17 protein-coding genes, 1 tRNA gene and 1 pseudogene are annotated in these 17589 nt (G+C 56.4%); 3 read left to right on the plus strand and 16 right to left on the minus strand.

What is annotated here, in order from left to right; all coding sequences use genetic code 11:
• Positions 1 to 45: 45 nt before the first annotated feature.
• The 14 genes from BN1139_RS17260 to ruvA form a co-directional block, all read right to left on the minus strand.
• Positions 46 to 121: transfer RNA gene (locus BN1139_RS17260), tRNA-Lys, on the minus strand.
• Between the two features lie 174 nt (positions 122 to 295).
• Positions 296 to 1096, minus strand: a complete 801-nt coding sequence (gene ybgF / locus BN1139_RS17265) for a tol-pal system protein YbgF (protein ID WP_005354755.1) — start codon at positions 1094 to 1096, stop codon at positions 296 to 298.
• 158 nt (positions 1097 to 1254) lie between these two features.
• Positions 1255 to 1779, minus strand: a complete 525-nt coding sequence (gene pal / locus BN1139_RS17270; RefSeq protein ID WP_005304908.1) for a peptidoglycan-associated lipoprotein Pal — start codon at positions 1777 to 1779, stop codon at positions 1255 to 1257.
• A 49-nt stretch (positions 1780 to 1828) separates the two neighbouring features.
• Positions 1829 to 3154, minus strand: a complete 1326-nt coding sequence (gene tolB / locus BN1139_RS17275; RefSeq protein WP_005335728.1) for a Tol-Pal system beta propeller repeat protein TolB — start codon at positions 3152 to 3154, stop codon at positions 1829 to 1831.
• A gap of 95 nt (positions 3155 to 3249) precedes the next feature.
• On the minus strand, positions 3250 to 4383 hold the full coding sequence (gene tolA, locus BN1139_RS17280) for a cell envelope integrity protein TolA (RefSeq protein WP_013723471.1): 1134 nt from the start codon (positions 4381 to 4383) through the stop codon (positions 3250 to 3252).
• Between the two features lie 5 nt (positions 4384 to 4388).
• Positions 4389 to 4835 (minus strand): protein TolR, encoded by a 447-nt coding sequence (gene tolR, locus BN1139_RS17285; protein ID WP_005354757.1) that lies wholly within the window; start codon positions 4833 to 4835, stop codon positions 4389 to 4391.
• Positions 4835 to 5524 carry a protein TolQ gene (gene tolQ / locus BN1139_RS17290; RefSeq protein WP_005335735.1) on the minus strand — a complete coding sequence of 230 codons (690 nt, stop codon included), beginning with the start codon at positions 5522 to 5524 and terminating at the stop codon, positions 4835 to 4837. Before tolQ ends, tolR begins: the two co-directional genes overlap by 1 nt.
• Positions 5514 to 5921: a tol-pal system-associated acyl-CoA thioesterase gene (gene ybgC, locus BN1139_RS17295; protein ID WP_005354764.1), complete on the minus strand. Its 408-nt coding sequence runs from the start codon at positions 5919 to 5921 to the stop codon at positions 5514 to 5516. Before ybgC ends, tolQ begins: the two co-directional genes overlap by 11 nt.
• A 105-nt stretch (positions 5922 to 6026) precedes the next feature.
• A complete protein-coding gene (locus tag BN1139_RS17300; protein WP_041202810.1) occupies positions 6027 to 6338 on the minus strand; it encodes a cyd operon YbgE family protein in 312 nt (103 codons plus the stop codon).
• Positions 6325 to 6441 (minus strand): cytochrome bd-I oxidase subunit CydX, encoded by a 117-nt coding sequence (gene cydX, locus BN1139_RS21140; protein WP_005304933.1) that lies wholly within the window; start codon positions 6439 to 6441, stop codon positions 6325 to 6327. The genes BN1139_RS17300 and cydX overlap by 14 nt, the downstream gene beginning before the upstream one ends.
• A gap of 14 nt (positions 6442 to 6455) precedes the next feature.
• Positions 6456 to 7592, minus strand: a complete 1137-nt coding sequence (cydB, locus tag BN1139_RS17310) for a cytochrome d ubiquinol oxidase subunit II (protein WP_005335741.1) — start codon at positions 7590 to 7592, stop codon at positions 6456 to 6458.
• Between the two features lie 11 nt (positions 7593 to 7603).
• Positions 7604 to 9160, minus strand: a complete 1557-nt coding sequence (locus BN1139_RS17315) for a cytochrome ubiquinol oxidase subunit I (protein WP_005335743.1) — start codon at positions 9158 to 9160, stop codon at positions 7604 to 7606.
• A 934-nt stretch (positions 9161 to 10094) separates the two neighbouring features.
• Positions 10095 to 11105: a Holliday junction branch migration DNA helicase RuvB gene (gene ruvB, locus BN1139_RS17320; RefSeq protein ID WP_005335744.1), complete on the minus strand. Its 1011-nt coding sequence runs from the start codon at positions 11103 to 11105 to the stop codon at positions 10095 to 10097.
• 8 nt (positions 11106 to 11113) lie between these two features.
• Positions 11114 to 11728, minus strand: coding sequence for a Holliday junction branch migration protein RuvA (ruvA, locus tag BN1139_RS17325; RefSeq protein ID WP_005335746.1), 615 nt, complete (start codon positions 11726 to 11728; stop codon positions 11114 to 11116).
• Between the two features lie 260 nt (positions 11729 to 11988).
• Between ruvA and BN1139_RS17330 the strand changes: the two genes are divergently transcribed.
• Complete coding sequence (locus BN1139_RS17330; RefSeq protein ID WP_005354766.1) at positions 11989 to 13998, plus strand: methyl-accepting chemotaxis protein; 2010 nt, start codon at positions 11989 to 11991, stop codon at positions 13996 to 13998.
• Positions 13999 to 14079: 81 nt separating this feature from the next.
• Here BN1139_RS17330 and lysE read toward each other — a convergent pair whose 3' ends face one another.
• Positions 14080 to 14688 (minus strand): L-lysine exporter, encoded by a 609-nt coding sequence (lysE, locus tag BN1139_RS17335; protein ID WP_041202819.1) that lies wholly within the window; start codon positions 14686 to 14688, stop codon positions 14080 to 14082.
• Positions 14689 to 14895: 207 nt separating this feature from the next.
• Positions 14896 to 15678, minus strand: a pseudogene (locus BN1139_RS17340) (LuxR family transcriptional regulator).
• A gap of 62 nt (positions 15679 to 15740) precedes the next feature.
• On the opposite strand from BN1139_RS17340, the gene BN1139_RS17345 reads away from it, so the two are divergent.
• Both BN1139_RS17345 and BN1139_RS17350 read left to right on the plus strand, forming a co-directional pair.
• A complete protein-coding gene (locus BN1139_RS17345) occupies positions 15741 to 16391 on the plus strand; it encodes an acyl-homoserine-lactone synthase (RefSeq protein ID WP_005354774.1) in 651 nt (216 codons plus the stop codon).
• Positions 16392 to 16592: 201 nt separating this feature from the next.
• Positions 16593 to 17492: a LysR family transcriptional regulator ArgP gene (locus BN1139_RS17350; protein WP_005354775.1), complete on the plus strand. Its 900-nt coding sequence runs from the start codon at positions 16593 to 16595 to the stop codon at positions 17490 to 17492.
• The last annotated feature ends 97 nt before the right edge of the window (positions 17493 to 17589 follow it).

Consider the following 17589-nt stretch of genomic DNA (forward strand, 5'->3'; position numbering starts at 1 on the left):
CTGAGCTAAACGACCTGGGAATTCTGTCTCCACCGAGTGGAGAAATGGTGGGTCGTGCTGGATTCGAACCAGCGACCAATTGATTAAAAGTCAACTGCTCTACCGACTGAGCTAACGACCCTCACCACGACCAGTTCCGACTGCATTACTGCTTCGGCTCTGACGGCGGCCTATATTACGGATTTAAATTTCCGGTGCAACAGAAAATTCGTAATTTAAATCCGTTTGCTCACTGTGCGTACAAATGCAGGCTGTTTTTACAGTAGCGTTACGAAAACAGTGACATACAGCAATGTTACAGCTTGGCCAGACTCTGTTTGGCCAACTGGGCTGGCGAGGTGTTGGGATAGCCCTTGATCACCTGCTCATAGAAGGATTTGGCTTCCGTCTTCTTGCCATCCAGCTGCGCCAGCATACCCAGCTTCAGCAGCGCATCGGCTCGCTTGGGGGATTTGCTGTATTTGTTGGCCACGGTCGAAAACTGGGCCGAGGCTCCGGCTCTGTCACCCTTGTTGAACAGCAACTGGCCGAGCCAGTAGTGTGCATTGGGAACATAGCCCGAATTGGGGTACTGCTTGATGAAGCCCTGGAAAGCCGGAATGGCTTTGTCGTAGTTCTTCTCTTTGAGCACCATGTTGACCGCTGCGTCGTAGGCCTGGTTCTCATCCTGATTGGTTGAGTAATTGGCGGCAGCAGCCGGTGTGGCAGCAGCAGGGGCCGGGGCGGCTGGAGCAGCTTGCTGGCTGCTGGCAACCTTGTCGAGCTCCTGGTAGAGCTGACGCTGGCGCTCTTGCGACTGTTCCATCTGGTAGGTCTGCTGCTCCAGCTGACCGCGCAGTTCGGAGACCTCCCCTTGCAGGGAGTCGACCTGTTGCTGCAATTCAGCTTGCAGTCGCAGACGGGCATTGAGGGTGCGCTCCAGCAGGGCAACCCGATCTTCCAGGCTACCGGTGGGCACGATGGCACCGTTGTTGCCGCTAAGGACAACCCCACCACCCGAGTCACCACCCAGATCGCTGACAGGAGCCGCAGCTTGCGCATTCAGAACAACCATTACGGCCAACGCAACGACAGCTTGCTTGTACACAGATTTCATTCGGATCAAACCTTAGCGTTTAGTACAGATAAAACGGCCAGCGCCATCGTCGCTCGCATATGCAGATTTCATTCGGATCAAACCTTGGCGTTTAGTGCAAATAAAACGGCCATCGAAATGGCCGCTTGCATATAAACGAACTTCGTTCGGTTCAAACCTTAGTAAACCAGAACCGCGCGGCGGTTTTTGGCAAAGGCATCCTCGGTGTGGGACATGTCCAGCGGCTTCTCTTCGCCATAGCTGACGATGGAGAGCTGCTCGGCCTGCACACCCAGGGTTTGCAGATACTTGGCAACAGCCTTGGCACGACGCTCGCCCAGGGCGATGTTGTACTCGGGAGTACCGCGCTCGTCGGCGTGACCTTCGATCAGGACTTTCACGCTCGGGCGCTCGCGCAGGTAGCTGGCGTGGGCATCCAGCAGATCAGCGTACTGACCCTGGATATCGTAACCGTCGAACGGGAAGTAGATCACGTTGTCACGCTGCAGTGCTTCGAACTTCTGACGCATCTGCTCTTCCGGGGACAACATGCCGTTGGCGCCGCCGGTTTGTACACCGCCCATGCCGTCGGTCATACCTGATTCAGCGCCAGCGGCGTCGGAATCAGAAGAAGAACTACAAGCGGCCAGGGTGAACAGTGGCAGTGCGATGGCCAAACCCTTGAGCAGTTTATTGAGTTGCATGCTATTTCCTTAAACCTTTATAACAAAACAAAAAACAATTGGATTTTTATCAATTCAAGAAGGGCGACCAAGCTGGTGCACGAATTTCACCGCTACTGGTCGGAAGCACAGCCTTGAAGCGACCATCAGTCGACACCAACGCAAGACTCTTACGACCCTGATAGATGGTGGCATAAATGATCATGCTGCCATTGGGAGCCACACTTGGCGACTCATCCAGAGCACTCTGGGTAAGGACCAACAGGGCATTGTTTTCCATGTCCTGGCGGGCAATACGATACTGTCCCTGAACACGGGTCACCATCACCATGATTTTGCCATCAGGAGTGATGGATGCACCCTGGTTGGATTCACCTTCCCAAGTCATCCGGCGAGTCATACCAGTCGCCAAATTTACGCTATAAATCTGGGGTTTGCCACCACGTTCAGAGGTGAACAACAAATTTTGCCCGTCCGGCATCCAGGAGGGTTCAGTGTCGATCACACGGCTGGTAGTGACGCGGGTCAGCTGCTTGCTAGCGACATCAACCACATAGAGGTTCGGTGAACCATCTTTGGAGAGAACGATAGCCAGACGACGACCATCCGGAGACCACTCCGGCGCCCCGTTGATACCGCGGAAACTGGTGATCAGGCTGCGCTGCTGGGTGTAGATATCCTGCACGTAGATTTCGGACTTCTGGTTCTCGAAGCTCACGTAAGCCAGCTTGCTGCCATCCGGCGACCAGGCCGGAGACATCAACGGCTCGCGGGAGCGCAGCAGGGTCTTCTCGTTGTAACCGTCGTAGTCAGAAATGCGCAGCTGGTACGGGAACTGGGTACCCTGCTGTACGGAGACGTAAGCCAGACGGGTCAGGAAGGCACCGCGCTCGCCAGTCAAACGCTCATAGACGATGTCGGAGATACGGTGGGCAAACTGGCGCATCTGGGCACCCGGGATGGTCGCCATACGGCTATCCAGAATGTAACCGTTGCTCTCGCCACCTTGTGCCTTGGCCAGCTGGCCTTTCAGCACATCGACCAGCTCGAAGTTCACCTTGTAGGTGCCGTCACCGACTGCCGAAATGGAACCCACCACCACGGCTTCAACCCCTTGGGAGGCCCAGGGAGCGAAGTTGATCTCGCTGCTGCTGCTCGGGGTCTGCGGCATCTGGCCACGGGCCAGCGGCTTGAACTTGCCGCTGCGCATCAGGTCGTTGGAGACCACTTCCGCGATGTCCTGCGGCAACTGCCCGTTGCCTTCCCACTTGAAGGGGGCGACAGCGATGGGGCGTGCGCTATCAATACCGCCGGTGATGACGATGTCCAGGGCCGCCTGGGCACTCTGGCCCAGCAACAAACAGCCAACCAAAGCAAAAAATACTTTTCTGATCATGGCTTAAATACTCGGTTCCAATATAGATGAGAGGTTAAATTCCTTTCTCGGCTAGAGGTTGCCAACCAAAGGCAAGCAACCTCGTTTTATCACGCTTAGATACTCGGTTCTAACTTCAGGTTAAATTCCTTCAACATCTCGAATGCCGCAGGATCCTTGGGCACAGGCAGTTGATTGGCTTTCAGAACAGCCGCCTTACCGGAACGACAGACCGCCGGGTCACCCTGGCCGTTATCTACCGATATGACAAAGCCACTGCTCGCAAGACGTACGCCGATAGTACATGTTTTGCCCCGCATGGTGGGATCCAAAATCATATACCGCTCAACAGTGGCCTTGATGAGCGCCGCATATTTGTCGACTTCGCCCTGGGCTGCTGCCGATGCAGCCTGACTGCGGGCATTGGCCTCAGCCGACAGCTGCTGCTGCATCATCTCTTCCATCTCTTTTTGCAGCTTGGCCTGCTCGGCTGCTTTACGCTTGCGCTCAGCCGCGATCTTGGCCTGCTTTTCGGCCTCTGCCTTGGCTTTCTTCTCTGCGTCAGCTTTTGCCTTTTTCTCAGCCTCTTCCTTGGCCTTCTTCTCGGCTTCGGCTTTGGCTTTTTTCTCTGCTTCTGCCTTGGCTTTCTTCTCGGCTTCAGCTTTGGCCTTCTTGTCAGCTTCGGCTTTCTTGGCCTTGGCTTCTGCCGCCTTGGCCTTCTCTTCGGCCTCTTTCTTCTCTTGTTCCTTTTTCTTCTTCAGTGCCAACGCCTTGCTCTCGGCTTCCGCCGCTTTACGCTCGGCTTCGGCCTTCTTGGCCTTCTGTTCTTCCAGCTTGCGGGCTTCCTCGGCTTTTTGGGCCTTCTCTTCCGCCTGCTTCTGCTCGGCAACCTTCTTCTGCTTTTCGGCCTCGGCCTTGCGAGTCGCCTCTTCGGCCTGCTTGCGCTTGGTCTCGGCGATGCGAAGCTGCTCCTGTTTCTGAGCCAGCTCACGCTTGGCGAGATCCGTGTCTTCCTTATCCTTCTCTTTCTCTACCTTTTGAGGCTTGGGCTGAGATTTCTGCTGCTGGATCTGCTTGGCCTGTTCGTTGAGGAAGTTCTCATCGAGCATGACGGCATTGACGATCTGCCCCTTCGACTCGGGTCGTTTCGGTTTGCTGAAATCGAGCCCGACAAACAGGATGATGCCGATGATCAGGTGCAGCAGAAACGACGCGATGAGATAACCGGAAATACCACGCTTCACATCCATCTCCGTTAGTTCACCGGATCTGTCATCAGGCCAACCTGAGGCACACCCGCTTTCTTGAGGGCCACCATCAACAGGATCACCTCTTCGTAGCGCACGGCCTTGTCACCCGCGACCACCACGGGGGCATTCTGGTTGATCGCCAGATAGCCCATGGCTTTTTCGGTGATATATTGCTGCATCGCCTCTGGCGTGCCGCTTGGCACCGGCTCGTCATCGGCTTCGCCAGCCTTGATGACATACTCGCCTTCGGTATTGACGCTGACGATGAAGGGCGGCTTGGCATCTTCCGGCAACTGCTCGGACTCAGCCTGTGGCAGATCCACCTTGACCCCTTGCGTGATCACCGGCGTGACCGCCATAAAGATGATAAGCAGCACCAGCATGACGTCGATATAGGGAACCACGTTGATCTCGGCCACCTTCTTGCGCCGGATCCGCTGATAGGTTTGCATTACTGATCACCCTGCTGCTGTGCAATTTGACGGTTCAGAATGGTGGTGAACTCGTCCATGAAGTTGGCGTAGGCGTTCTCCAGCCGCTCGACCTTGTTGGAGAAGCGGTTGTAGAAGATAACCGCCGGGATAGCGGCAAACAGACCCATGGCGGTGGCGATCAGCGCTTCCGCGATACCCGGTGCCACCATCTGCAGGGTGGCCTGCTGCACCTGACCCAGGGCGATAAAGGCGTTCATGATCCCCCATACGGTACCGAACAGACCGATATAGGGGCTGATGGAGCCGATGGTCGCCAGCACCGGCAGGTTGGATTCCAGATCGTCCACCGCGCGGGAGAGGGAGACACGCATGGCGCGGTAGGTACCATCCATCACCGCATCCTGACCACGGGCACCGGCCTTGAGCAAGCGGGCATACTCCTTGAAGCCGGAGTAGAAGATATCTTCCATGCCTTCGATATCATCGCGGCGGGAAGAGGACTCCTGATAGAGGCGATTGAGATCGACCCCTGACCAGAAGCGATCTTCAAACTGTTCCGATGCGAGATTGGCCGCCTTGATCGCCTTTGAACGCTGGATAATCAGCGCCCACGAGACAATAGACATGCTCATCAGGGTCATCATGACCAGTTTTACCAACAGGCTGGCTTGCCAAAACAGGCCAATAAACGAAATTTCAGCGTGCACTTAACAGCACTCCCTTGATTTTTTCAGGTATAGCTACAGGTTTCATTTGCGGATGACTGACACAGGCTATCTGTACCATGGCCTGGGTGATCAGTCGTCCATCAGCCGCCAGGATCTGCTGCGAAAAGCGCAGGGATGCGCGTTTCACTTCAATCACTTGCGTTAATACATTCAATAGTTCATTAAAACGGGCCGCCGAGCGGAAATCGATCTCAGTTCGGCTCACCACGAAGGCATATCCCTCCTTCAGCCAGACGTCCTGTTCGACCCCTTTGGCACGAAGAAACTCGGTGCGAGCACGTTCCATAAACTTGAGATAATTGGCGTTGTAGACGATGCCCCCAGCGTCGGTGTCTTCGTAGTAGACACGCACCGGAAACTCAAAGACTTCCCCCATAACAATCTGTGATCCATTCGACAGTCAGATGGGGGGCTATCATAGCGCAGGGCTGAATAGGAAAGAAGCAGGGGGAGACAGGGAAATCCTGCCTCCCCCCGTTTTTTATGAAAGGAAATATGAATGTGTCAGCCAGAGGCCATACAACAAACTGGGCCAGGCGAGCCAGGGGTTGAATAGCACACGTCCGGGCAGGCTTTTCAGATGAAAGCCAAGCCCGTTAAGTACGCCACAACAGACGGCCCACATCAGCCAGGGAGCAAGCCAGAGACCATGCTCGCTGGTGTTGGCCGCGATCAAATTGGGGGCCTGTAAAATAGCGACGGCCAACAAGGCCGCCGCGAGTAACATCAACCCCTGCCACGGCTGCCGCTCCAGTGGAGCGGCCAGCCTGGCGAGTCGATCACTTGTTTTCATCGATCTGACGATCCATGTTCTCGGTGTGTTCCAGCCACAGCGCATTGATGATGCCAAATGCACAGGCCAGCAACAGCCCCAGGATCCAGGTGAAATACCACATTGTCAGCGCACCTCTTAATAGAGAGATTGTTGGTTATCTTCGATGTGCTTGTTGGTTACCCGGCCAAACATCTTGATGTAAGTCCAGATGGTGTAACCCAGCACAATCGGTACGAAGATCGCTGCAGCCACAGTCATCACCTGCAAGGTGTTGAAAGAGGCGGTAGCATCCCACATGGTCAGGCTCAGTGACGGCTCAAGGCTTGAGGGCATCACGAACGGGAACATGGAGAAACCGGCAGTGAGGATGACCCCGGCAATCGCCAGCGAGGAGCTGGTAAACGCCAGCCAGCCGATGTTCATGCGGGCAAACAGCGCAGTCAGCAGGCTCATGGCCAGGCCCAGTACAGGGGCAGCCACCATCCACGGATAGAGGGTGTAGTTGTTCATCCAGGCACCAGCCTGCAGGACAACTTCCTTGTTCATCGGGTTGGATACTGCGTCAGTCGCGGCAGCCTTGACGATGACATACCCTTCCATACCGCTTACCCACCAACCCGCGGCAGCAAACAGCACCAGGGTCAGCAGTGAGCAGATCATGGCAGCCGTGCGGGAACGCGCCAGCACTTCACCGTCGGTCTTCATCATCAACCAGGTTGCGCCCTGGGTGAGCAGCATAAACAGGCTCACCAGACCAGCAAGAATGCCGAACGGGTTAAGCAGGCCGAAGAAGTTGCCGTGATAGGTCAACATCATGAACTGGTTAAACTCGAACGGAACGCCTTGCAGCAGGTTGCCAAAGGCCACACCAAAGACGATGGGCGGTACGGCGCTACCGGCGAACAAGGCCCAGTCCCAGTTGCTGCGCCATTTTGCATCAGCACGCAGTGAGCGGTACTTGAAACCGACTGGACGCAGGAACAGCGCCATCAAGGTCAGGATCATGGCGATGTAGAAGCCGGAGAAGGTCGCGGCATATACCATCGGCCAGGCGGCGAACAAGGCACCACCGGCAGTGACCAGCCAAACCTGGTTACCTTCCCAGTGCGGTCCCATGGTGTTGAGCATCACGCGGCGCTCGACATCTTTCTTGCCGACAAACGGGAGCAGTGCGCCTACCCCCATGTCGAAGCCGTCAGTGATGGCAAAACCGATCAGCAGTACGCCGACCAGAGCCCACCAAATGACACGCAGAGTTTCGTAATCAAACATGGTCGCTCTCCTTATGCCTTGATCTGTTCAAAGTGATACTTGCCAGTCTTCAGGCTGCTGGGGCCAAGACGGGCATACTTGAACATCAGGTACATCTCGATAACCAGAAGTACGGTATAGAACAGGCAGATACCGATCAGAGAGAACCAGATCTCGGCTGCAGGCAAATTGGATGCAGAGAGGGAAGTCGGCAACACCTCTGCAATGGTCCACGGTTGGCGACCATATTCAGCCACAAACCAGCCAGCTTCAATAGCGATCCACGGCAGCGGGATACCCCACAGCAGACCCTTGAGCAGCCACTTGCGCTTGCCGATCTGGTGGCGGGCACTGTCATAGAAGGCCATACCAATCAGCACCAGCATCAGCATGCCAACGGCAACCATGATGCGGAAGGCGAAGAACAGCGGCAGAACCTGCGGGATGGAGTCATCCACTGCGGCCTTGATCTGCTCGTCGGTAGCATCGGTCACGTTGCTGGTGTAGCGCTTGAGCAGCAGACCGTAGCCCAGATCCTGCTTCACTTCGTCGAAGCGAGCGCGGGTCTCGTCAGACTTGTCACCGGATTGCAGCTTGGTCAGCAGGTCGTAAGCGGTCATACCGTTACGAACGCGCAGTTCGTGCTCGCTCTTCAGATCCTTCAGACCGGTTACCTGACCGTCCAGAGAACGGGTCGCGATAATGCCCAGCGCATAGGGGATCTTGATGGCGTAGTCGGTGCGCATCTCTTCCTGATTCGGAATACCGAACAGGGTAAAGGCGGCCGGAGCAGGTTCAGTTTCCCACTCGGCTTCGATAGCGGCCAGTTTCACCTTCTGCACTTCACCGGTCTCGTAACCGGATTCGTCACCGAGGATCAGCACGGACACGATGGAAGCCATACCGAACGCGGCGGCAATGGCGAAGGAGCGACGGGCGAACGCCACATCACGATTCTTCAGCAGGTAGTAGGAGGAGATACCCAGCACAAACATGGCGCCACAGGTATAACCAGCCGCCACAGTGTGGACGAACTTGACCTGAGCAACCGGGTTGAGCACCACGTCAGCGAAGCTCATCATCTCCATCCGCATGGATTCGAAGTTGAACTCGGCACCGACCGGGTTCTGCATCCAGCCGTTGGCGACCAGGATCCAGAGGGCGGAGAGGTTGGTACCCAGCGCCATCAACCAGGTGGCAGCCAGATGCTGATGCTTGCTCAGACGATCCCAACCAAAGAAGAACATACCGACGAAGGTGGACTCCAGGAAGAAGGCCATCAGCCCTTCGATAGCCAGCGGGGCCCCGAAGATATCGCCGACATAATGGGAGTAGTAAGCCCAGTTCGTCCCGAACTGGAACTCCATGGCCAGACCTGTGGTGACCCCCAAAGCAAAGTTGATACCAAACAACTTACCCCAGAATTTGGTCATGTCCCGGTAGATGGTGTTGTTGGTCATCACATAGACGGATTCCATGATCGCCAGGAGAAAGGCCATTCCCAGCGTCAGGGGTACAAACAAAAAGTGATAAAGGGCCGTCGCAGCGAACTGGAACCGCGATAGGTCTACCACATGCTCAGCAATCATGATGTTTCCTCACCGATTATTGGCACGGCTATTTTAAGTTTTAAGCACAAAGCTTCCGTTGGAGGTTATCGAATGAGCCTTATTGGGACGTGTCACAACAAAACGCGTTCAGTAACCACTGGCATTAACAACAAGGCAATACGAGAACACAAATAAAGCTAATGTTTAACAATTCCAAAACAATCAGCCTAAATTTATTCTCGCCCATGATGACCGGGTTTTTATATCACCTTTATTTGATTGAAATCAATGTAAAAGGACCCGCCATACATGGCTTTGAAAGGCATTTTTAATCTATTTCACGATTATTGACGCGAGCCAGATCACAAAACACGATAAAGCGTAAAACATTGATTTAAATCAATTTAAGAATTTAACATCCCGCCACTCGGTTTAATTTGAAAAGCGTGAATGACGCGCCTTTTTCCATGTTATCCGAGTCAGGCAATCTGATTCGAAAACTCAATTTAAAATTGCAAAGAATGCATACTCATGCGAACCAATTTCATCAATAAAGACATTAGATAAACTAATTTGAAGAGTGCAATTTTTCTTGTTTGCCGGGGTCGATTCGAACTCCTACAATGCGCCTCGCAGTGAGGGCATACCCTTGGATACAGGCCGGTTAATCCGGGTTCACGGTACGTATTCGACGATCAATTTGAACCTGTCTATTGGAATCGAAGATGAAAAAGTTTGTTGCTAAAACCATCCGTTACTACAAGCTTTCCTTTGTTCAGCTCTATCAACTGAACCGACTCTGAGAGCTCGCGACGGCTCACCTGTTTATTTTCCGGTCTGTGTCCAGACGCACTCACTGTCTGTGAACATCCATCCTGAATTGTCTTTGCCCACCGCATCCGCCGTGGGCTTTTTTTTGCCCGGATAATAAAAAACCGCCTTTGACGGCGGTTTCATGTTCAAACGACTGTTTTTACTTCTCATCTGGTCGCTGAAGACCGAAATGAGCGTAGGCCCGTGTGGTCGCAATCCGTCCTCTGGGTGTACGTTGCAGATACCCTTGCTGGATCAGATAAGGCTCCAGCACATCTTCGATAGTATCTTTCTCTTCCCCGATCGCGGCGGCCAGATTATCGAGACCCACCGGGCCCCCCATAAACTTGTCTATCACAGCCAACAATAACTTGCGGTCCATGAAGTCAAAACCTTCGTTATCGACATCCAGCATGTCCATGGCGCGGGCAGCAATGGGGCCGTCGATCCGGCCATCGGATTTCACCTGGGCAAAGTCGCGCACCCGCCTTAACAAACGGTTAGCAATCCGCGGCGTGCCGCGAGAGCGACGGGCGACCTCAATGGCACCATCTTCCGTCATGTCGAGCCCCAGACAACGGGCGCTGCGGGAGACGATATCGGTCAGATCCTTGACGTTGTAGAACTCCAGCCGCTGGACGATACCGAAGCGATCCCGCAGCGGGCTAGTCAGTGAACCTGCCCGGGTGGTGGCGCCAATCAGGGTGAAGGGAGGCAGATCCAGCTTGATGGAGCGAGCTGCGGGTCCCTCCCCGATCATGATGTCGAGCTGGTAATCCTCCATCGCCGGATAGAGCACCTCTTCCACCACCGGGCTAAGACGGTGGATCTCATCGATGAACAGCACATCGTTCGGTTCGAGGTTGGTGAGCAGCGCGGCCAGATCCCCTGCTTTCTCCAGTACCGGGCCGGAGGTGGTCTTGATATTGACCCCCATCTCGTTGGCGACGATGTTGGCGAGGGTGGTCTTGCCCAAGCCCGGCGGGCCGAAGATCAGCAGGTGATCGAGCGCTTCGCCCCGTTGACGGGCCGCTTCGATAAAGATCTCCATCTGTTCGCAGACGGTATCCTGACCGGTGTAGTCAGCCAGCTTCTTGGGGCGGATAGCCCGGTCAATAATGTCATCCTCACGGGCGGCACTGGCCGAAATGAGGCGGTCTGCTTCAATCATCAACTACCTCATACCAGGCTACGCAGGGATTCACGGATGATATCTTCCACCGACATCCCCTCTTTGGCGATCTTGCTGACAATCTGACTCGCCTGCTGCGGCTTGTAACCTAAGGCCACCAGCGCACTGGCCGCCTCTTCGGTCACATCAGGTGCCCGCAATTCGGGCTCACTGGCTGGCAAGGTGACCATGGCCGGGGAGAAGAGGTCGTGACTTACCCACCCCTTGAGGCGATCCTTCATCTCCACCACCAGCCGCTCGGCGGTCTTCTTGCCGACTCCCGGCAGTTTGACTAAAGAGCTTATCTCTTCACGTTCGACACTCAGCACAAACTGGGTAGCTGTCATGCCGGAGAGAATAGCCAGCGCCAGCTTGGGGCCGACTCCGTTGGTCTTGATCAGCTCGCGGAACAGCGCCCGCTCCTGTTTGTGGTTGAAACCATAGAGCAACTGGGCATCTTCCCGCACCACGAAGTGAGTATGGATGGTCGCTTCCTTGCCGATCTCCGGCAAATCATAGAAGCAGCTCATCGGCATCTGCACCTCATAGCCAACCCCGCCCACTTCCAGCAGGACCTCGGGGGGCTGCTTTTCAATGACAATGCCTCTCAAGCGACCAATCACGGCTCTCTCCTCACCAATACAACTATTCGTAAATTGGCTCATAGCATAAAGAATAACTGGATAAGTATCCAGCATAGGGCAGCAACACCCTTGTGGTCAGAGAGGCTTTTTATCCAATTTTCCACCATGCTTGATCGGGTGCAGCCAGTGCACGGGATGTTTCAGCGCCGCACCGGCCCCCGAGCGGGGGATAAACCACTACACTAAACCCGTTCGGAACCGAAACTGGTGCCAATGTCGATACCAAGGAAGGCCATCACATGAAAATTGTTACCACCTCCAATCTGGGTCTTGCCATATTGCTCGGCTGTACGCTGGGCATGGGGGTCGTTGGCTGGTATGGCAGCCAGCGGCTAGCCAATCTGCTCTCCTACGTATTGGGCGCCGCCTGGCAGACCGCCGACGGTGCCATGGAGGGCTCCATAGAGCTGGGCAACCAACAGCTACAGATTCAGAAGATGCAAAACGGCACCCCGCTCAATCGCGCCGAACTCGATGCAGCCAAGGCGGCGACAGATGACGCGCTGGCCCGGGTCAGCCAGGGGCAGCTCATTGATGGTGCAGCCCTTGCCACCATGGAACAGCACAAGCAGGGCTATCAACAGCAACAAGAGAAGCTGCTGGCGCTCTATCACGCCTATACCGAGGTGGATCAGGCCCTGCATCACAACGCCGACCTGATGGCCCGCCTCTCGACCCAGCTGGAGGTGATCGGCGATGGCGCGGTCGAGGCGCTGACCCAATCCCCCGACCAGACCATCAGCTGGAACAGCGGCCTCTCCACTCGCTGGGAAGCGGCCGACGGGGGGATGGAATCCAACATAGGCTTTTTGCGCCAGCTCTATGCGCTGGAAAAGATGCGCAGACAAGGAGTCACAGAGGCGATCAAGGCCGAGTTGAAAGAGGCGACCGATTTCTACCACGAAGCGGTCGACAGCATGCTCGGCACCGGGCTGTTCGATATCGAGGGAACCGGGGAATTTGCCGGCAAGACACTGTCGGCAGAGTATCGCGCCCTGTTGGCCCGGCATCAGCAACTGATGGGACAGTGGGTCGATGCGCTCGGCAGCTATCAGGCCCAGCAGTCCGCCTATGAGGTCAGTGCCGATGAGCTGCGACAACAGCTGGTTGCCATCGAGGAGAGCGGCGATGCCACCGTCGAGGATCAGGTGGCCCAGCTCAACGGCATCATCAGCCAGACCCGAACCCTGCTACTGGGTGGCCTGTTACTGAGCCTGATCATGGTCACCCTCTGCGGCTTCTGGCTGACCCGCAAGCTGGTAACCCCGCTGCTGCAAGTGGACAAAAGGATGCAGGATATCGCCGCCGGCGAGGGAGATCTCAACGCCCGCATCAACCTGCAACGGGATGACGAGATAGGTTCGCTGGCAAACAGCGTGGATCGTTTCATCGAGAAATTGCAGAAGATGATCAGCTCCACCATGGACAACAACCAGCACATCAGCGAACACGTTCACACCTCGGTCAACCGGGTGGAGGCAATCAGCCAAAGCAGCCGCCAGACTGCCGAACATGCGCTGGCCCTGCACCACGACAGTGAACAGATGGTGCAAGTCGCCACAGGTATCTCGGACAACTGCAGTATGGCGGCCCACAATGCCAACGAGGTGCGCCAGCTGACCACCGAGAGCAGCCAGTATGTCACCTCCGCCAGCGCGGGCATGCAGCGGGTGGTACAGGAGGTGAGCGAGTGTGCCATCGCCATCAACTCCCTCAAGGAGCAGGCGGGTCAGATTGGCCAGATCATCTCCACCATCAGCGGCATCTCGGAGCAGACCAACCTGCTTGCCCTCAATGCGGCCATCGAAGCGGCCCGCGCGGGGGAGATGGGGCGTGGCTTTGCGGTGGTTGCGGACGAGGTGCGCACCCTGGCCAATCGCACCGCAACATCAAGCGCCGAAATTAGCCAGGTGATCAGCAGTATCCAGCAGCAGACCGAGACCGCCTATCTGATGATGCAACGCAACCTCAAGACGGTGGAGTCCGGCATGCAGGACTCCGAGAACACCAAGCAGATCCTGTTCAAGGTGGAAGGCGCCATCGACCAGCTGGCCGACATGGTGCAGCAGGTAGCCGTGGCTACCGGGCAACTGTCACACACCCTGAGCCACTCCTCTGACAAGGTCTCCGGTATCAGTCTGCAAGCCAGAACCGGCGAACAGGAGGCACAGGAGTGCCTGCAGCTCGCCTCCTCGCTCCATCAAGCCAGCCTGCTGCAACAGCGCCTACTCTCCCAGTTCAGGGTCTGACCCCTTTCAATAGCAAAGATGCCACTCATGTGAGTGGCATCTTTTTGTTACCGGTCGCTCATTCCTGCCGCCTTAACTTCCTCAACGTCCTATGGCCAGTTGAACAGCCAGGCTCAGCATGATGATGCCAACCAGCAGATCGATCCCCTGCTGCACCCGGCCGCGGGCCAACCAGGGCGTCAGTGCCGCAGCCCCCAGCGCCAGCGAGTAGAACCACACCAGCGAGGCCAGCATGGCCCCCGCAGCAAAGGCCGGACGCAGGGACTCGCTCACCTGACTGCCAAGGGAGCCGAGCAGCATCAGGGTATCGAGATAGACGTGGGGATTGAGCAGCGTAACTCCCAGCGTCATCGCCAGCACGCTTTTGGCCCCCATCTGCTGAGCAGAATCGGCAAGTCCCTCCCCCTTACCGCGCCAGGCACTGAGCAGGGAACGGCCACCAAACCAGCCGAGAAACAGCACGCCACCCCAGGTGAGTAGCGCCATGCCGAGGGGGCTGGCGGCCAGCACATTGGCTCCGCCAAATACGCCGATAGCAATCAGGGTGAGATCGCAGAAACTGCAGAGCGTGGCCGTCAGCAGATGGTGATTGCGATGGATGCCCCGGCTCAGCACAAAGGCATTCTGGGCGCCGATGGGGATGATCATGGCCAGACCGATGGTGAAGCCTTGCAGTGTCGTTGCGAGCATCATGGAGAGCACCGTTCGAAATGATGAATGAGCGGCACTATAGCGATGGCGGTTCCTTCTTAGAAATTCATTGATTTACTGATTGATTCATTTTGCTAATAAAAACCAGCATACCCAGCCGCTGTTCCAGCCCTTGTCAATTACCGGATCTGACAATTGTGACCCTCAGAGTGCGGCAGGAGAATCTGTTGCGCCTGCGGGCTCAGCCTACTGCAGCAATCTGGGGAAGTTGGTAACCACAACTTGCTCCAGATTGGGTAGCAACAGCCCCGTACTAACCCCTTTGGCAATGGCCTGATAGCGGTTCATGGAGCCGGTTTTGCGGGTGACCTGATTGAGATGGTAATTGACCGTGCGCTCCGTGATCCCGAGGATGCAGGCGATCTCGCTAGAGGTCTTCCCTTCGCTGGCCCAGAACAGGCACTCGGTCTCGCGCTCGGTCAAGGGGTCTTTACCCGCACTGTCCATCATGCTGAAACGCACCACCCGAATGGCCGCCTCGAAGATGTAATTGGACATCTAGGAGAGGATCGGCGAGGACTCCAGCAGCAGGTCGCTCGAGGCCCGCTCGGAGGTGATGAAGGAGAGAATACCGTTCTCCCCGGCAGCACCGTGCAGAGGGAAGGAGATGCCGTTACGCAACCCGAACTCGGCTGCCAACCCCATCACATCCATGGTTCCCTCCTGCAGAAAACTGGCCCGCTCATCGAGGCGGTTCCAGTAAATGGGCAGCGTCTGCTTGCGTGCCAGCCGGATCACCGGATCGCACGCCAGCATGTTGTTTTCGGTATAGGCCTGCACCCAGGAATCGGGGCACTGGTTGAACAGCACCACCTTGGGCCTTTGCATCGACATCGGCAGGATCAGGGCGAAGCGATAGTAGTCATAGCCCATCCCGAGCGTAAAGCGACCGATCAGTTCGGCCAGACGATTGCCGTCCGTCACCGAAGTGAAATGTTCGAGGTACTCAAGCAGTTGGTCTCTGTTCATATGAAAGCCCCCTTGGCCAGACATGTGATTATAACGGCGAATAGCAAGATAGAGGGTCCATAATGTTGGTTTTTAAAGGAAAATTGAGAGAACATCCACGAAACGAGGTGGAGAATGAACTCTATCGCTTTCGAAATCGCGTCTTTTCCGACCGGCTAGGCTGGGATGTCGAGTCTCATCGGGGCCTGGAGCGTGACAGCTTCGACACGCCAGACACCCATTGGGTGCTGATCGAAGACGAACAAGGGCTGTGTGGCTGTATTCGTCTGCTCAACTGTGCCGATGCCTATATGCTGCCCACCATCTTCCCCACCGCCCTTGCCGGTGAAAGCGCGCCACGCACCCCCGATGTCTGGGAACTCACCCGTCTGGCTATCGATGCCCAGCGCGCACCGCGCATGAGCAATGGCGTCAGCGAACTCACTTGTGTCATCTTCCGCGAGGTCTATGCCTTCGCCCATGCCCACGGGATCCGGGAGCTGGTCGCCGTCGTCAGCCTGCCGGTGGAGCGCATCTTCCGCCGCCTCGGCCTGCCCATCGAGCGGCTCGGTCATCGTCAGGCGGTCGATCTGGGGGCGGTAAGGGGCGTAGGCATCCGCTTCCATCTGGATGAGCGCTTCGCGCAGGCGGTCTCCCAACCTCTGCTGGGCCATTATCAAACCAGCCATTATCCACCACAGCAACCGTCACCGGTGCTGGCAGTTCACTCATAAAAAATCCCGGGAAAACAGACCCGGGATAAAGATGTCGCTACGATCTGCGCAGGGCTACCCCATGCGGCACCAAAGAGTATCCTCCCTCAATGGCCTGACCACTACTGTCAAAAATCACAGCACAACGCCCCTTCCACCGCCCATTGTTGTCCCCTGCCGAGTGACGTAGAGTCAGCCCTTGGGCAACGGAAGGGGGAGAAGATGAAAGAGCTGGACTACAAACTGCTGCGGGCGCTGGATGCGGTACTGCAGGAGCAGAACTTCGATCGGGCGGCCAAGTCGCTCCATATCACCCAGTCGGCCATCTCCCAGCGGATCAAGCAGCTGGAGCAACAGTTTGCCGAGCCGCTGCTCATTCGCAGCCAACCGCTGCAGGCCACGTCACTCGGCCAGAAGCTGCTTGCCCACTATCGGCAGGTACATCAGCTCGAGCTCGAACTGGCGGGGGAGCTGACCCCCGACCAACCGCAGGGGCCAATCCGGATCAGTATCGCAGTGAACGCTGACAGCCTGGCCACTTGGTTCCTGCCCGCCATTGCCCCCTTGTTGAAGCTGCACCCCATCGAACTCAACCTGCTGGTCGATGACGAGAGCCGTACCCTCGACAAGGTACGCGAGGGTCAGGCGTTCGGTGCGGTCAGCCTGCATCCCCAGCCGCTGGCGGGTTGCTGCGTCGACGAGCTAGGTGAGATGAACTATCTGCTTACCGCCAGCCCCACCTTCGTGGCGCGCCACTTTCCCGCGGGCCTGACCCGTGAGGCGCTGGCCAAGGCACCGGCGGTGGCGTTCGATCAGCGCGATGACATGCATGTGAGTTTTATGAGAGAACACTTCGGGCTGGAACCGGGCGGTTATCCCTGCCATACGGTTCACTCGTCAGAGGCCTTCGTCGCCATGGCCGAGCAGGGGTTGGCCTACTGCCTCATTCCCGAATTGCAAATAAGAGGCCAGCTGGCTGGCGGGTCACTACTCAACCTCAGTCCCGACCACGTCCTGACGGAACGCCTCTACTGGCACCGCTGGGTACTGGAAAAAGGGGTTCACAAGCAGCTATCCCAACGCCTTATCGACCATGCCAGCTCGCAGTTGAAACCACGCTGAGCAGGCCATTCACCTTGGCTTTGCAGGGCTAAAAACGTATAGTGCTGGGCGATCCTTCATCAGGTCTCCACCCAGGTTTTCACTTCAGGTTCCTCAC

It is taken from the genome of Aeromonas veronii bv. veronii, from assembly GCF_000820225.1.
Lineage (GTDB): Bacteria > Pseudomonadota > Gammaproteobacteria > Enterobacterales > Aeromonadaceae > Aeromonas > Aeromonas veronii.

Coding starts and splice junctions, on each gene's coding strand:
- ybgF (WP_005354755.1), bottom strand. CDS start 1,096: ATGAAATCTGTGTACAAGCAAGCTGTCGTTGCGTTGGCCGTAATGGTT.
- pal (WP_005304908.1), bottom strand. CDS start 1,779: ATGCAACTCAATAAACTGCTCAAGGGTTTGGCCATCGCACTGCCACTG.
- tolB (WP_005335728.1), bottom strand. CDS start 3,154: ATGATCAGAAAAGTATTTTTTGCTTTGGTTGGCTGTTTGTTGCTGGGC.
- tolA (WP_013723471.1), bottom strand. CDS start 4,383: ATGGATGTGAAGCGTGGTATTTCCGGTTATCTCATCGCGTCGTTTCTG.
- tolR (WP_005354757.1), bottom strand. CDS start 4,835: ATGCAAACCTATCAGCGGATCCGGCGCAAGAAGGTGGCCGAGATCAAC.
- ybgC (WP_005354764.1), bottom strand. CDS start 5,921: ATGGGGGAAGTCTTTGAGTTTCCGGTGCGTGTCTACTACGAAGACACC.
- BN1139_RS17300 (WP_041202810.1), bottom strand. CDS start 6,338: ATGAAAACAAGTGATCGACTCGCCAGGCTGGCCGCTCCACTGGAGCGG.
- cydX (WP_005304933.1), bottom strand. CDS start 6,441: ATGTGGTATTTCACCTGGATCCTGGGGCTGTTGCTGGCCTGTGCATTT.
- cydB (WP_005335741.1), bottom strand. CDS start 7,592: ATGTTTGATTACGAAACTCTGCGTGTCATTTGGTGGGCTCTGGTCGGC.
- BN1139_RS17315 (WP_005335743.1), bottom strand. CDS start 9,160: ATGATTGCTGAGCATGTGGTAGACCTATCGCGGTTCCAGTTCGCTGCG.
- ruvB (WP_005335744.1), bottom strand. CDS start 11,105: ATGATTGAAGCAGACCGCCTCATTTCGGCCAGTGCCGCCCGTGAGGAT.
- BN1139_RS17330 (WP_005354766.1), top strand. CDS start 11,989: ATGAAAATTGTTACCACCTCCAATCTGGGTCTTGCCATATTGCTCGGC.
- lysE (WP_041202819.1), bottom strand. CDS start 14,688: ATGCTCGCAACGACACTGCAAGGCTTCACCATCGGTCTGGCCATGATC.
- BN1139_RS17345 (WP_005354774.1), top strand. CDS start 15,741: ATGTTGGTTTTTAAAGGAAAATTGAGAGAACATCCACGAAACGAGGTG.
- BN1139_RS17350 (WP_005354775.1), top strand. CDS start 16,593: ATGAAAGAGCTGGACTACAAACTGCTGCGGGCGCTGGATGCGGTACTG.